This is a genomic window from Rhizobium beringeri, from assembly GCF_004306515.1.
GTDB lineage: Bacteria > Pseudomonadota > Alphaproteobacteria > Rhizobiales > Rhizobiaceae > Rhizobium > Rhizobium beringeri.
Window position 1 is genome coordinate 3,930,360 of sequence record NZ_SILG01000001.1, and the last position, 14,250, is coordinate 3,944,609.

The window sequence follows — 14,250 nt, forward strand, 5'->3', positions numbered from 1 at the left end:
TCTTAAAAGACGCGCGGCGCTGTCGTGCGTGTGGTCGGCACGCCATGAGGTGCGAGAACCGGCACGAAGACGCGGCGGGAGGCCCGCGCCGCAACCGGCAGCCCCTGATAGAGCCGCTTCTGTGCTTCGACGATGATGACGCCCGAGAAGGCCGGCCACAGCGTTCGGCCGATCCGCTCGAAGGCGCGGCGAAGCCGCAGTATGGTCCTGAGCTTCGAGGGCGGGAAGAACAGCGCTTCAGCCGTCGCGCCCGGCGTGAAGTTGGTCTCGCGCAGCAGATTTGTCAGCTGACCGCGGGAATAGGGCCGGCCCGAACCGAAGGGTGTATGCTCCATGCGTGCCCAGACGCCGCGCCGGTTCGGCACGACGATGACCAGCCGTCCGCCCGGCGCCAGCACCCGCCAGAGCTCCTTCAGCGTCTCGCGCGGGCTTTCGGCGAATTCCAGCGAATGCACCATCAGAACCCGGTCGATCGAAGAATCCGGCAGCGGCAGTTCCTCGTCGAAAATCAGTGCCGTCGTCGAGAGCGAGCCCATCGGCCAGTTCACCGCGCCCTGCCCGGCCGGCATGAAAGCGAAGGTGCGCTCGGTATCGGCCTGGAAACGGTCGAGGAAGGGCACGGCATAACCGAGTCCGACCAGACGCTCCTGCGGCAGCCGCACCCAGAGCGATGACAGCGCCATGGCGATCGACTGCTCGGCAAGACGTCCAAGCTCGGAGTGATAGAACTGGCGTAGGTCGACGATATCGGCGTGCATTGCGACAAATGTTATCAGCGGGCGGTTGGACTTCAAGGCCGGAACCTCTACATTTCCGCGAGACTCCTGGGATAAGGGATTATTGAACGATGAAACCTTTGGAATTAGACGTTTTTCTCTGCCGCACCGACAATTTTGGCGTTCTCGTGCACGATCCGGAGACAGGCTTTACCGCGGCGATCGATGCGCCGGAGGAGGCGCCGATCCTGGAAGCGGCGACACGTCGCGGCTGGAAAATCACCCATATCTTCACCACTCATCATCACACCGATCATGTCACCGCCAACCTGGCGCTGAAGGAGCGATTCGGCTGCGAGATCATCGGCCCGATCAACGAGGCCATCGCCATTCCCGGCCTCGATCGGACGATGGCCGATGGCGACAGCTTCCTTTTCGGCGATCACACCGTCAACGTCATCGAGACGCCCGGCCACACCGCCGGTCACATCTGCTATCACTTTGCCGATGACAAGCTGCTGTTTGCCGCCGACACGTTGTTTGCGCTCGGCTGCGGCCGGCTGTTCGAACGCCCGGCTGCCGACATGTGGCATTCTCTGCAGAAGCTCGCCGTGTTGCCCGATGAGACCGCCGTCTATTTCGGCCATGAATACACATTGTCCAATGCCCGTTTCGCACTGACCGTCGATCCCGACAATGAGCGCCTCAAGAGCCGCGCCGCCGAGATCGAAGCCTTGCGCGCCGACGGCAAATTCACCATCCCGACGACATTGGGGCTGGAAAAGGAAACCAACCCGTTCCTGCGCGCAGCCGATCCGGCGATCCGCCGCAATCTGGTAATGGAAGGCAAGACGAACGAGGAAGTCTTTGCCGAAATCCGCAAGCGTAAGGACAATTTCTGATGTCGCCCGAGGACATCATCCGCGAGCTCGGCATGCAGCCGCATCCTGAAGGTGGCTGGTACGTGCAGACATTCCGCGATACGGCGGGCGGAGAACGCGGCCACTCGACGGCGATCTATTATCTGCTCACCAGGGGACAGCGTTCGCACTGGCATCGCGTCCACGATGCGGCCGAGGTCTGGCATTATTACGCCGGCGCGCCGCTCTCGCTGCACCGCTCGGAAGACGGAACGGCGAGCGAAACCCTGACGCTCGGAACGAATCTTCCCGCCGGCGAGCGGCCGCAGGCGATCATTCCCGCCAATTGGTGGCAATCGGCCGAAACCCTCGGCGATTTCACCCTGGTCGGCTGCACCGTCTCGCCCGGCTTCAAATTTTCAAGCTTCGAGATGGCGCCGCCGGATTGGAAGCCCGGCGGCTGAGATCATTCGGCTGCCACGGGCGGCTGGACCTTGCGGCGGAACATATCCTGAGCGGCGAGCACCGCCCCGCCGGTGACGAGCAGGCAGGCAAAAGCAATGCGCCAGCCCAGCTCGGCAAATCCGAACAGCACCAGAATAAGCGTCGAAAGCAGCGGTGCTGCGTAACTTGCCGCGCCGAGGATCTGGATATCGCCGTTCTTGACGCCGTAATCCCAGGCGTAGAAGGCAGCCCCGACCGGAAAGAGCCCGAGCCCTGCGACGGCGACCCACTCGAAACTCGTTGCCGGCCAGACGGTCGTCTCCAGGCCGACATGGCAGAAGAACGACAGCATGGAAGTCGCAAGGCAGAAGCCGGTGACGACATCCGTAGAGACGGCATCGAAACGCCGTGTCAGCAGCGAATAGCCGGACCATGTGAAGGCGCAGAGAAAGGCGGCACCGTAACCGACGGCATAGGCGCCGTCGAAATCGATGCCGTTGCGGCCGACGATCAGGAAGGTACCGCAAAGTCCGGCAAGCGCACCCGCCACATGATACCAACGCAGCTGTTCGCCCGGCAGCAGCGCCGAACCGACGACGATCAACAGTGGCCAGAGATAGGCGACCAGCCCCGCCTCCACCGCCGGCGCGTTCCGGAGCGCGGTAAAATAGAGGAAGTGATAACCGAACAGCCCCGCAATGCCGGTTATCCAGACCTTGGCCGGTTGCTTCAGCAGCGCCAGCCGCGCGGGATTGAGGGTAAGCACCACAAGGCCGGGAATGCTGCCGATCGCAAAGCAGACGGCCGAAAGCTGGAAGGGCGGCATCTTGCCGGAGGCGGCCGTGAACAACGCCAGGAAAGACCACATCAGAATGGCCGTAAAACCGATCAACGTCGCGCGAAGCTTCACCTGTCCCCCTTCACGGAGGCAGAAGCCCCGTCAGCTGTTGCTGCCGTATTTGACGGCAGTGATCGTCACCATTCCATATTCAGTTGGAATGCGCACATAGACAGGAGCGTATACATTTGCCGCGTCCGACTTGGCAAACCAGATTTCCATGCGGTCGCTCTTGCTGAGATAGTCGATATCCTTGCGGCCCTTCTTGTAGCCCGAGCGCGGTACGAAGCGCACGCCGCAGACAACAGCCTTGCCCTTGAAGCCATTGGTGGAAAAATCCTCGTCACCCTTCGGCGAGAGCACCAGATCCATGCGTGTCTCACCGTCGAAGATCGGCAGCGTCTGCGAGCAGACCTTTGTGTCGCCGGTGAAGATCAGGCCGGAGATCGGATCGAGCACCGAGCGCATGTCGCGCGGCGTGACATCGATCCAGTTCTTCGGACGCTTCGGCGGCGGTGTCGTCGTCGCCGAGATGATGTTGCCGTTGCGGTAACTGACCTCGTAGACGCGGGCCTTCTTGCCGCTCTTGTAGTAGAGCGAATATTTCAACGCCTGCAGTCTGTCATTGCGCACGACACCGGTAACGCTGGTCTTGGCCGAAATCGTCGTGATGAGATCGGCAAGACCGGCGGAATTTATGCTGCCGGCAATTTTGTAGCTGTGATCGTCCTCGATCTGCGTCAGGAAGGCGGCGCGCGCGATCGGCAGGCCGGCGAGCGCCACCCGGTATTCCGTCCGATGCTGGATTTCGGCCGCCGATGCCGGTATGGCAAGGAGCGCGGCGATGGCCGAAATGAAAATCCGTCTGCCCGAGTGAGCCATGAATAAAGCCTTGTCTTGCCGGGCGCAGGCAGCCCTTGCTGAGCGCTCTATACTCCTGCCGTGACGGGAAGAAAACAGCAGCTTTTTGACAGAATTGCGGGAAAGGCCAAGGTTTGGCTTGACGCGAGCAACCTGTCTGACTATAGAACCGCAACTTTCCAATCATGCCTGTTGGATTGCGCGCCTGGTTTTGCCGGGAATGGCAATTCGATGGCCCGAGAAAAACAAGAATAGGTGTTCCATGTCCCGCGTGTGCGAATTGACCGGCAAGGCCGTCCTGACTGGTAACAATGTCAGCCATGCCAACAACAAGACCAAGCGCCGGTTCCTGCCGAACCTGTGCCAGGTAACGCTGATTTCCGACGCTCTTAACCAGCGTTATCGTCTTCGCGTTTCGGCTGCTGCTCTTCGCTCCGTCGAGCATCGTGGCGGCCTCGATGCCTTCCTGCTGAAGGCCAGCGAGAACGAATTGTCGATGCGCGCGCGCCTGCTGCGCCGTCAGATCGCCAAGAAGACCGCCGAAGCCGCTGCTGCGTAAGTTTCTGCCCTTCTTTCATACGGCTTCAAAAGGCTTGAACGGATAATACCGGACAAGCCTTTTGCTTTGCCGGTTTGCTCCTCCAACTGGTGGCATCACCCAGGATAAAAAAATGCTGAAGACCCGCTATACCATCGCCTATGTCGCGCTGATGACGCTCGTCGTCGTCGCCTCCAACTTCCTCGTCCAGTTTCCGCTGAACGCCGAAGTCGCCGGCATCAACCTTGCCGACATCCTGACCTGGGGCGCCTTCTCCTATCCGATCGCCTTCCTGATCACCGATCTGACCAACCGCCAGTTCGGCCCGAAGGCAGCCCGCAAGGTCGTCTTTGCCGGCTTCGTCGTCGGCGTGACGCTCTCCTTCTTTACTTCGGTGCCGCGCATCGCCATCGCCTCCGGCTCGGCCTATCTCGCCGGCCAGCTGCTCGATATCGCCGTGTTCAACCGCCTCCGCCGCCAGGCTTGGTGGCGCGCGCCGCTGGTCGGCTCGCTGATCGGCTCGGCGCTCGATACGGTGATGTTCTTCTCGTTGTCCTTCGCCGCGTTTTTCGTCTTCCTCGGCCCGAACGATCCCTTCGCGCTGGAAGCAGCCCCTATCCTCGGCGTCTTCGCCACGGAGGCACCGCGCTGGATTTCCTGGGCGATCGGCGATTTTGGCGTGAAGATGATCGTCGGCCTCGTCATGCTGCTGCCCTATGGCGCGTTGATGAACGTGCTGCGGCCGACGCAGGCCGCTCGCGCCAGCTAATTTAGATTACGGACGCCGCCGGACTGCACCGGCGGCGATCGCGGGATGCAGCAGAGCCTCTGCAACCAGATCGCCGATATCTCGTGACGAGTCGAGCCGCAACACCGGCGCCGTCTGCGTTTCCAGCCATTGTTCATGCGCCGCAAGGCTGCGGCGTTCCGGACCAGCTGTGTCATAGCTGGCCGCCCACTGCAGGAACTCCCCGCTTTTAACTTCCATGTCGCCACCAGGCCCGATCCTGTTTCCATATCGGGCAGTCTCCCGCGCGCGGATGCGCGCCATCCGCAGTTCCGGCTCGATCCTGAGGAATACGATCAGATCGTAAAGCGGCTCCAGTGGCCCGCCCCATTTCAGCGCGGATCCGGAGAGGACCCAGCCGTCATGCAGTGCCACCTCGTCGAGCAACAGCCCGATGCGCTCGTCGGTATCCCTCGGCGTCGTGAACGGTGGGTCCGTCGGCATCCAGAAGAAATCGTCGGTGTCGAGATGGGAGATATCGAGCTTTTCGGAAAGCGCACGGCCGAGCGATGTCGTACCGGAACCGGACGCGCCCATGACATGAATATGCACCACGAATCTCCCTCCGACGACTGTTTTCCCGATGCCGCGGGGGATAGCCGAGGCATATGACATCGGTCTGACGTCTTGGATCAATTCCGCTTCTGGGAATTCGGCGCTGCCCACGCGGCCTCTTCCGAAAGTCGGAATTCCAGCATCAGATTGCGCTGCAGGATCGAATGATTGTCGTCCGAGACCAGGATGATATGGGTCGTGCCGTCGGCGGCCTGGAAGGCATCGAGCCCCTCCATATTGTCGATCTGCGAGTTGAAATTGCCTTCCAGCAGCAAGTCGCCGCCAACGACGGCGCCGGGCCTGATATCGGCGCCCCTGATGCGCCGAAGGCGCATGCCGATGCCTTCGGCCATGTTGAAGCGACGCTCGAGCAGCAGCAGGTCGCCGTTCGGCAGGAAGGCGCCGTCGGTGATGTCGAAGCTGCCGTCCCGCTCGACCGAGAAACGCCCTTTCAGCGGCCCGCTGAGAATGGCCGCCAGCCGGTTGCCGTCATTGTCGAGACCGCGCTCGGAGACGATGACCACGCCGCCCCGCAGCGGGCTCGATGCCGGCGCCACGGTGATGGTCTCGATGCCGCGATTGTCGCTCAGCATCTTCCGCGGGATGAGGATCGGCAGGGTGGCGATCGCTCCCGAATCGGCAAAGCCGGGATCGGGATAGACATCGACGCGATGGTCCTGCTCGAAGGAGACCAGGATCCGGTCGCGGTCAAGCGCCAGGCCTTCGGCATCCATATGTCCCTTGCCCTCGAAGCTGCGCCCGGCGCTGTTCTTCATCGGCGTGATCTCGACATCCGAAAGGCCGGAAAGCCTGCCCTTGACGTCACGTTCGATGCTGCCGGTCAGCCACTGGCCGGTATCGAGCACGACGACGAAATGTTTTTGGTCCTGCCGGAAACGAATGGAAGAAAGCGAGCCGAACAGCGCTCGGCTGGAGACCATCTCCAGCCCGCCGAGAAATTCCAGCGATCCGAATTTCGTCTCCGAAGAGCCGATCCTGAAATCAGAGATTTGCCGGCTAATGACCGGCACGTCGTCGCCGGCCCATGACGGGAAAGCGCCTGACGCGATATAGAGAGCAATCGACACCGCACGGCAGAAACGCTTGGAGCATGATGCCGAAAAGTGTAAGCGGTTTTCGGACGACATCATGCTTTATTTCTTTGATTTAGATCCGGATTCAGATTTTGGGCCATACGGCCAAAATCATCCGGATCTAGCATGCCAGGCATTTCCTTTGAGCGACATCAGCCGGCACGGCGTATCCGGCCGCCGCGCGGCTGGACGGATTGGTCTTCGAACAAGGAGGCAAGCTGCTCGGTCATCGCACCGGCAAGCTCGTCCGCATCGACGATCGTCACCGCGCGGCGATAGTAGCGCGTCACGTCGTGACCGATGCCGATCGCCAGCAACTCGACAGGCGAGCGCGTCTCGATCCGTTCGATGACGGCACGCAGGTGCCGCTCCAGATAATTGCCCGGATTGACCGACAGCGTTGAATCGTCGACCGGCGCCCCGTCCGAGATCATCATCAGGATGCGGCGCTGCTCGCGGCGCGCGAGCAGGCGATTATGCGCCCAGATCAGCGCCTCGCCGTCGATATTTTCCTTGAGCAGGCCCTCGCGCATCATCAGCCCGAGATTGGCACGTGCGCGCCGCCACGGCGCGTCGGCCGACTTGTAGATGATATGGCGCAGGTCGTTGAGGCGGCCCGGCGTCTGCGGCTTGCCGCCGGCGAGCCAGCTTTCACGCGCCTGCCCGCCCTTCCAGGCCTTGGTCGTAAAGCCCAGGATCTCGACCTTGACACCGCAGCGCTCCAGCGTGCGGGCGAGAATATCGGCGCAGGTGGCGGCAACCGTGATCGGCCGGCCGCGCATCGAGCCGGAATTGTCGATGAGCAGGGTGACGACGGTATCGCGGAACTGGGTGTCGCGCTCCATCTTGAAGGAGAGCGCCTGCATCGGATCGATGATGATGCGCTGCAGCCGGGCGGGATCGAGATACCCCTCTTCCAGGTCGAAATCCCAGGAGCGGTTCTGCTGCGCCATCAGGCGGCGCTGCAGTCGGTTGGCGAGACGGCCGACCGCGCCTTGCAGATGCGCCAGCTGCTTGTCGAGGAAGGCGCGCAGGCGCTCCAGCTCGGCGGCGTCGCAGAGTTCCTCGGCGGTGATGATCTCGTCGAACTCTTCGGTAAAGACGTGATAATCGACCTTTTCGTTGAAATCTGCGAAAGGCGTGTTCGGACGGCGGGTCTCGCCCGGCGTTTCCGAATCGTCCTCGCCTTCTTCCATCATGTCGTCGTCGGAGATTTCGGCGCCTTCGGTCTCGCCGTCCTCCATCTGCTCGTCGGCGACCTCGCTGTCCTCGACAGGGGCGGCATCCGTGCCGGCATCCTCGTCGACGTCGTCCTGGTCCTGCTCGTCGCCGCTCGACTGGTCTTCCTGCTCCGACTGGTCGTCATTGTCGGCATCGCTGTCGTCGTCGCCGTATTCCTCGGCCATTTCCATGGCCGACAGCATGTTGCGGATGACCTTGGCAAAGGCCTGCTGGTCGTTGATCGCGCTCGACAGGTTGTCGAGTTCAGTCCCTGCCTTGTCCTCGATAAAGTCGCGCCAGAGGTCCAGCACCTTGCCGGCGGAGGCCGGCGGGCGCTGGCCGGTCAGCTTCTCGCGCACCATCATCGCAACGGCTTCGCCGACCGGCGCGTCTTCCTGGCGCTCGATGCCGGTGAAATTCGCCTTGGAATATTTCTCTTCCGTCATGGAGCGCAGGTTCGACGCCATGCCCTCCATGCGCAGCGCGCCGATCGATTCGACGCGCGCCTGCTCGACCACATCGAAGATCGCCCGGGCGTCCGAGCCCTGCGGCGCCATCGTCGCATGCACCTTCTCGTCATGGCAGGCAAGGCGCAGCGCCATCGAATCGCCGAGCCCGCGGGTGACCGCCAGCTCGTGCGCCGTCGGCCGCTTGGAAAGTTCCGGCAGCCGAATGCGCTCGCCGGTCATCCCCGGCCGTTCATTGGCGAAGGTCACCTCGACATCGCCGTCGCCGGCGATCGAGCGCACGCAGCCGGTTATCGCCCGGCGCAATGGCTCGACGTCGACAGGCGCCCCGGGTTTTGCTTTCGAATTGTCACCGCGAGCTGCCATGATCGGTCGGTCTCAAGCCCCGAGAACGATGTTGGCGGCACTTTCCTTCAGCTCGACGCCGAAGGCGCGCTGATAGTGTTCGGCGACCAACGGGCGTTCCAGCTCGTCGCACTTGTTGAGGAAGGTGACGCGGAAGGCGAAGGCGAGATCGCCGAAGATCTCGGCGTTTTCCGCCCAGGTAATGACCGTACGCGGGCTCATGACGGTCGAGAGATCACCGTTCATGAAGGCCGCGCGCGTCAGGTCGGCGACGCGCACCATCTTCGAAACCGTCTCGCGGCCGTTCTTGTCACTGCCGAAGCTCTTCACCTTGGCGGCGACGATATTCACTTCGTGATCATGCGGCAGGTAGTTCAGCGTGGTGACGATAGACCAGCGGTCCATCTGCGCCTGGTTGATCTGCTGCGTGCCGTGATAGAGGCCGGTCGTGTCACCGAGGCCGATCGTGTTCGCAGTCGCAAACAGGCGGAAGGCTGGGTGCGGCCGAATGACGCGGCTCTGGTCGAGCAACGTCAGGCGGCCGGAGGATTCGAGCACACGCTGGATGACGAACATCACATCGGGGCGACCGGCATCATATTCGTCGAAAACGAGCGCGACATTGTGCTGGTAGGCCCAGGGCAGGATGCCATCCTTGAACTCGGTGATCTGCAGCCCGTCCTTGACGACGATCGCATCCTTGCCGACGAGATCGATACGGCTGACATGGCTGTCGAGGTTGATGCGCACGCAAGGCCAGTTGAGCCGAGCCGCCACCTGCTCGATATGCGAGGACTTGCCCGTGCCGTGATAACCCGAGATCATCACGCGGCGGTTATGGGCGAAGCCTGCGAGAATGGCGAGCGTCGTGTCGCGGTCGAACAGGTAGTCGGTGTCGAGGTCCGGCACATAGGCGTCGCCCTTGCTGTAGGCGGGAACGCGGATGTCGGAATCGATGCCGAAGGCCTCGCGGACCGAAACGGTGGTATCGGGCAGTTCTGATATATCCAGGTCGATCTTGCTCATCATGTCTCCAAGGCGGGTGATGCCACCCGGCCATACTATCTCAGGCCATGTCGCAACCGTGACGCCGCGTTTTTTATTCCGCGCCCGTCCAGGTCGGAACGTCGGCGATGCTTCTCCGGGACTGAAACGAAACCTCGGCGGGATAATGACCGCGTGCGAGCATTCTTGAAGAGTCCCGGACAAGAAACGCCGCGTCCGGAAGGTCGGCGGAGGCGATGTCGGGAAAACGCACAAATATGAGCCGCGTTTGCCTGCGGCCTCAGCCGATTTGGACCATACCCGATTGAAGCCCAAGAGCAAGGACGGGAATTAACAAAAACCGTTCTGCTTCAACAATTGATAGGCCTGGATGACGGCGCGGAAACGCTCCTCCGAGCCGCGGTCGCCACCATTGGCATCGGGATGGTGTTTCTTCACCAGTTCCTTGTAGCGGCTCTTGATCTCCGCCGATGTCGCATTGGCGTCGAGGCCCATCGTTTCGAAGGCCTTGGTTTCGAGCGATTTCAGCTTGCGCGCCTGGGGAAAACGCGGCCCGCTGCCCTTGCCGCCTTCCTTGACGAAGCCGAAGGGATCGCGAACACGCGTATAGGCGCCGGAGCGGATCTCCGAATGCAGCGGACTGTCCTTCGCCGCCTTGTTGACGCCGACCGTCCATGTCGGCCGGTGGCCGGTGATCGCCTCTTTCTGGTAACGCGCGATCTCGCCATCCGAAAGACCGGAGAAATAGTTGTAGCCCTTGTTGTATTCCTTGACGTGCTCGAAGCAGAACAAAAAGAACTGGCCTTCCGCATTGCGGCCGACGGGAGCGCGATGCGCCCCCTTTTTGTCGCACCCGTCCCACTGACAGGTAGGCGGCGCCTGCTCTGCCTCTGGCTCGCGTTTGCGGCGTGTTCGGATGCGATCGAAATATTTGGAATCAAGTCTCATGACGGCGCTAATTATGGGGCTGTCGCGAAGCGACAACAAGAATTGACAAACGGGAATGTTGCTGGCTTGGTAGATACCCTTTTCGCGAACCAGCAAGACCGGATGATGACCCTGCGAACCCGCATCGAAGAAAAACTTGTCGAAGCCTTCGCGCCCGAACGCGTAAGCGTCATCGACGAAAGCCATCTGCATGCCGGCCACCAGCCTGATATCACGGGCACCGGCGAAACCCATATGCGAGTGAGGATCGTTTCCGGAAAATTCGCCGGCATGTCGCGGCTGGCGCGCCACCGGGCAATCACCGACCTGTTGAAACCGGAGCTCGATGCCGGCCTGCATGCGCTGGCCGTCGAACCGGCAGCACCCGGCGAACCGACCCGCTGGTAGCGCCACCAAAGCCTATATAGGCATTGGCGGCCCGCAATCCTACAGCGCCGCGCGTCTTTTCAGACGCGCAAACAACGCTGTAACAATTGAATTGCTGGGATCAGGATGGCTTTGCGCCGTCTTCCCCGGCCGGCCGGATGCGCAGCTTGGTGATGCGGTTCTTCTCCCGCTTCATGACAATGAAACGCTTGCCGTAGAAGGTGAAGGCCTGGCGCTCTTCCGGGATGGTCATCGATTCGTGGATGACGAGGCCGGCAATCGTCGTCGCCTCCTCGTCGGGCAGGTTCCAGTCGAGCGCCCGGTTCAGGTCGCGGATCGGCACGCCGCCGTCGACGACAACGGAACCGTCGGCCTCCTGACGCACGCCCTGTATCTCGATATCGTGCTCGTCGGAAATGTCGCCGACGATTTCCTCGAGAATATCCTCCAACGTGACGATGCCCTGCACCTCGCCATATTCATCGACGACGACGGCGAAATGCTGCTTGCGCCGCAGGAAGGCGTTGAGCTGGTCCTCGAGGTTGGTGCTGTCGGGCACGAACCACGGCTTCTGCGCGATCTTCACGATATCGAGGTTCTGCGGCTCCATGTTCGGCTCGGCAAGCGCCCGCAGCAGATCCTTGGCGTGGACGACGCCGATGATGTTGTCGATCGTGCCGCGCCACAACGGCATGCGCGTATAGGGGCTTTCGAGGATGACGCGCACCACCGCTTCCGGTGGATCGTCGGCGTTGATCGCCCGCATCGCGGTGCGGTGGACCATGATGTCGGACAGTTCGAGCTCGCTAAGATCGAGTACGCCGCCGAGGCGGTCGCGGTCGGCCTTCACCACCGATCCTTCGCGATGCAGCAGATCGACGGCGCCGCGCAGTTCCTCATGCGCCGTCAGCATCGATGTCTCTCGTGACAAATTGATGCCGAACAGCGAAAGAATCTGCCGAACGATCGCATTGACGAAGGAGGAAACCGGGCCGACGACGGTGACAAAGAGCTTGGCCGGCAGCGCGATGGCGAGTGCGAAGCGCTCAGGCGCCGAAATCGCCCAGCTCTTCGGCAGCACTTCCGCGAAGATGACCAGGATGACCGTCATCGCGAGCGTCGCCAGCGCCACCCCGGAACTGCCGAACAGCCCGAGGAAGAGGCTGGTGGCGATCGAGGAGGACAGAATGTTGGCGAGATTGTTGCCGATGAGCAGTGCGCCGATCAGCCGGTCGCGCCGCTCGATCAACTGCCGGACGAGGCCGGCGCGTTCATCGCCGTTGACCTCGAGCGTGTGGATACGGCTGCGGGAAACGGCGGTGAGCGCGGTCTCGGAGCCGGAAAAGAAGGCGGACATGAGCACGAGCGCCGTGATCGAAAGGATCTCCGGCCAGTATGTCGAAAGAAATGCCAGAGCGCCTTCGACCGACATCAGGCGTGTTTTTCCCGGAGAAAGCTGATCACTTCGGACGCCGGAACGTCGTCGGCGACAAAGGACTGGCCGACGCCGCGCGTCAGGATGAAGGTGAGCTTGCCGCTCTTGACCTTCTTGTCCTGGGCGATCGCGTCCATCAGCGTTTCGGCCGGCGGCAGGTCGCCCGGAATGTCGGACATGCGGGTCGGCAGGCCGACCTCCTTCAGATGCCGCTCGACGCGCCGCGCATCGTCGGGGCTTGCAAGGTTCATCCGTGCGGAGAATTCGTGCGCCAGCACCATGCCGATCGAAACGCCCTCGCCATGCACGAGGCGGGAGCTGTCATAGGCGGTCGCCGCTTCCAGCGCATGACCGAAGGTATGGCCGAGATTGAGCAGCGCCCGCTGACCGTTCTCGCGCTCGTCGGCAACGACGACATCGGCCTTCGCCTGGCAGCTCGCGGCAATCGCCTCGATGCGCGCGGAGCCGCCGGTAAAAACCGCCTTCCAGTTCGCTTCCAGCCAGGCAAAGAAATCCGGCTTGTCGATCAGCCCGTATTTCGCGACCTCGGCGTAACCTGCGCGGAATTCGCGCGCGCTCAGCGAATTCAGCACATCTGTATCGGCCAGAACCAGGTCCGGCTGATGGAAGACGCCGATCAGATTCTTGCCGTGGCGGGAATTGATGCCGGTCTTGCCGCCGACGGAGGAATCGACCTGCGACAGCAGCGAGGTCGGTACCTGCACGAAGCGTACGCCGCGGCGGACGATGCCGGCCGCAAATCCCGAAAGGTCGCCGATGACGCCGCCGCCGAGTGCGATGACGTAATCGTTACGCTCGACGCGGGCTTCGAGCACCTTGTCGCAGGCCGTGATCAGATGTTCGAAGCTCTTGGTCTTCTCGCCGGCCGGCAGGACGACCTCAGCCGAGGCGATACCCGCTTCATCCAGACTTGCGACGAGGGCCTTGAGATAGAGTGGAGCGACATTTTCGTCGGTGATAACAGCCGCCTTGCGGCCCTTGAGCCGGGTGGCAATCTCGGCGCCAGCCCGCGCAATCAACCCCGGCCCGATCAGGATGTCGTAGGCGCGCTCGCCGAGCGGCACATGCACCGTTCGGATGGCGGAAGCGGAGGGTATCGCATTCATGACGCTGCACTTTCCTTCTGAGCTTCGATCACGGCCTCCAGCACCTCGTCGGCCATGATTTCCTTGCGCACGTCGCGCGAAAGCACGGTGATATCGGCCTGCGCATAGATCGGATAACGCGCATTCATCAGGCCCTCGAGCGTCTGCTTCGGATTTTCGGTCTTCAGCAGCGGCCGCGTGTCGCGTTTGTTGACCCGCTCCCACAACACGTCGAGATCCGCCTTCAGCCAGACGGAAAGGCCGCCCTTCTTGATATGCTTGCGCGTCCGGTCGTTGATGAAGGCGCCGCCGCCGGTGGAGACGACACGCGGCCCGCTTTTCAGCAGCCGCTTCACCACCCGCGCTTCCAACGCCCGAAACTCTTGCTCGCCATAGGCGGCGAAAAGCTCGGCGATCGTCATGCGCGACACCCGCTCGATCTCCAGATCGCTGTCGATAAAGGGAATGGCGAGCTGGCTGGCAACGATGCGCCCGACGGAGGATTTGCCGGCGCCCATCAGGCCGACAAGGATCAGATTGCGTGAACCGAGCGCGGCGCGAGCTCTGTCTTTCAAGCTGTCAGCAACGGTCAGCAGTTGTTCACTCATCGGTCCATTCACACTTTGTTTGCAAACGGTATCGACAAATGCAGGTGGAGCGTCAA

The 14,250-nt window shown here is 62.0% G+C and carries 16 protein-coding genes; 5 read left to right on the forward strand and 11 right to left on the reverse strand.

Annotated elements, in window-relative coordinates; genetic code table 11:
* Positions 1–2: 2 nt before the first annotated feature.
* Complete coding sequence (locus ELH03_RS19630) at positions 3–794, reverse strand: class I SAM-dependent methyltransferase (RefSeq protein WP_018448111.1); 792 nt, start codon at positions 792–794, stop codon at positions 3–5.
* Between the two features lie 53 nt (positions 795–847).
* Here ELH03_RS19630 and gloB point away from each other — a divergent pair, with 53 nt between their 5' ends.
* Both gloB and ELH03_RS19640 read left to right on the forward strand, forming a co-directional pair.
* Positions 848–1,618 (forward strand): hydroxyacylglutathione hydrolase, encoded by a 771-nt coding sequence (gloB, locus tag ELH03_RS19635; protein WP_128404945.1) that lies wholly within the window; start codon positions 848–850, stop codon positions 1,616–1,618.
* The gene (locus tag ELH03_RS19640) at positions 1,618–2,040 is read left to right on the forward strand and encodes a cupin domain-containing protein (RefSeq protein WP_128404946.1); all 423 of its coding nucleotides are present in this window, start codon (positions 1,618–1,620) and stop codon (positions 2,038–2,040) included. Before gloB ends, ELH03_RS19640 begins: the two co-directional genes overlap by 1 nt.
* Before the next feature lie 2 nt (positions 2,041–2,042).
* Here ELH03_RS19640 and yddG read toward each other — a convergent pair whose 3' ends face one another.
* A complete protein-coding gene (yddG, locus tag ELH03_RS19645; protein WP_128404947.1) occupies positions 2,043–2,930 on the reverse strand; it encodes an aromatic amino acid exporter YddG in 888 nt (295 codons plus the stop codon).
* A 30-nt stretch (positions 2,931–2,960) separates the two neighbouring features.
* On the reverse strand, positions 2,961–3,740 hold the full coding sequence (locus tag ELH03_RS19650) for a DUF3108 domain-containing protein (protein WP_128404948.1): 780 nt from the start codon (positions 3,738–3,740) through the stop codon (positions 2,961–2,963).
* 241 nt (positions 3,741–3,981) lie between these two features.
* Between ELH03_RS19650 and rpmB the strand changes: the two genes are divergently transcribed.
* Both rpmB and ELH03_RS19660 read left to right on the forward strand, forming a co-directional pair.
* Positions 3,982–4,278 carry a 50S ribosomal protein L28 gene (gene rpmB, locus ELH03_RS19655; protein ID WP_018243798.1) on the forward strand — a complete coding sequence of 99 codons (297 nt, stop codon included), beginning with the start codon at positions 3,982–3,984 and terminating at the stop codon, positions 4,276–4,278.
* A gap of 112 nt (positions 4,279–4,390) precedes the next feature.
* Positions 4,391–5,026: a VUT family protein gene (locus ELH03_RS19660; protein ID WP_128404949.1), complete on the forward strand. Its 636-nt coding sequence runs from the start codon at positions 4,391–4,393 to the stop codon at positions 5,024–5,026.
* A gap of 6 nt (positions 5,027–5,032) precedes the next feature.
* On the opposite strand, the gene ELH03_RS19665 is transcribed toward ELH03_RS19660, so the two are convergent.
* The 5 genes from ELH03_RS19665 to ELH03_RS19685 all read right to left on the reverse strand — a co-directional run bounded on the left by ELH03_RS19665 (position 5,033) and on the right by ELH03_RS19685 (position 10,679).
* A complete protein-coding gene (locus tag ELH03_RS19665) occupies positions 5,033–5,599 on the reverse strand; it encodes an ATP-binding protein (RefSeq protein ID WP_128404950.1) in 567 nt (188 codons plus the stop codon).
* Positions 5,600–5,676: 77 nt separating this feature from the next.
* Positions 5,677–6,750, reverse strand: a complete 1,074-nt coding sequence (locus ELH03_RS19670; RefSeq protein WP_130806779.1) for an esterase-like activity of phytase family protein — start codon at positions 6,748–6,750, stop codon at positions 5,677–5,679.
* A gap of 95 nt (positions 6,751–6,845) precedes the next feature.
* Positions 6,846–8,747 (reverse strand): cobaltochelatase subunit CobT, encoded by a 1,902-nt coding sequence (gene cobT, locus ELH03_RS19675; protein ID WP_128410427.1) that lies wholly within the window; start codon positions 8,745–8,747, stop codon positions 6,846–6,848.
* Positions 8,748–8,759: 12 nt separating this feature from the next.
* The gene (gene cobS, locus ELH03_RS19680) at positions 8,760–9,752 is read right to left on the reverse strand and encodes a cobaltochelatase subunit CobS (RefSeq protein WP_064647653.1); all 993 of its coding nucleotides are present in this window, start codon (positions 9,750–9,752) and stop codon (positions 8,760–8,762) included.
* A 309-nt stretch (positions 9,753–10,061) separates the two neighbouring features.
* The gene (locus ELH03_RS19685; RefSeq protein WP_128404953.1) at positions 10,062–10,679 is read right to left on the reverse strand and encodes a J domain-containing protein; all 618 of its coding nucleotides are present in this window, start codon (positions 10,677–10,679) and stop codon (positions 10,062–10,064) included.
* 102 nt (positions 10,680–10,781) lie between these two features.
* On the opposite strand from ELH03_RS19685, the gene ELH03_RS19690 reads away from it, so the two are divergent.
* On the forward strand, positions 10,782–11,066 hold the full coding sequence (locus tag ELH03_RS19690) for a BolA family protein (protein ID WP_018243805.1): 285 nt from the start codon (positions 10,782–10,784) through the stop codon (positions 11,064–11,066).
* 100 nt (positions 11,067–11,166) lie between these two features.
* Here ELH03_RS19690 and ELH03_RS19695 read toward each other — a convergent pair whose 3' ends face one another.
* From ELH03_RS19695 to ELH03_RS19705, 3 genes are read right to left on the reverse strand one after another with little or no spacing between them, the layout of a single operon-like run.
* Positions 11,167–12,477, reverse strand: a complete 1,311-nt coding sequence (locus ELH03_RS19695; RefSeq protein WP_128410428.1) for an HlyC/CorC family transporter — start codon at positions 12,475–12,477, stop codon at positions 11,167–11,169.
* On the reverse strand, positions 12,477–13,607 hold the full coding sequence (gene aroB, locus ELH03_RS19700) for a 3-dehydroquinate synthase (RefSeq protein WP_128410429.1): 1,131 nt from the start codon (positions 13,605–13,607) through the stop codon (positions 12,477–12,479). The genes ELH03_RS19695 and aroB overlap by 1 nt, the downstream gene beginning before the upstream one ends.
* The gene (locus tag ELH03_RS19705; RefSeq protein ID WP_027682636.1) at positions 13,604–14,194 is read right to left on the reverse strand and encodes a shikimate kinase; all 591 of its coding nucleotides are present in this window, start codon (positions 14,192–14,194) and stop codon (positions 13,604–13,606) included. Before ELH03_RS19705 ends, aroB begins: the two co-directional genes overlap by 4 nt.
* Between the last annotated feature and the right edge of the window lie 56 nt (positions 14,195–14,250).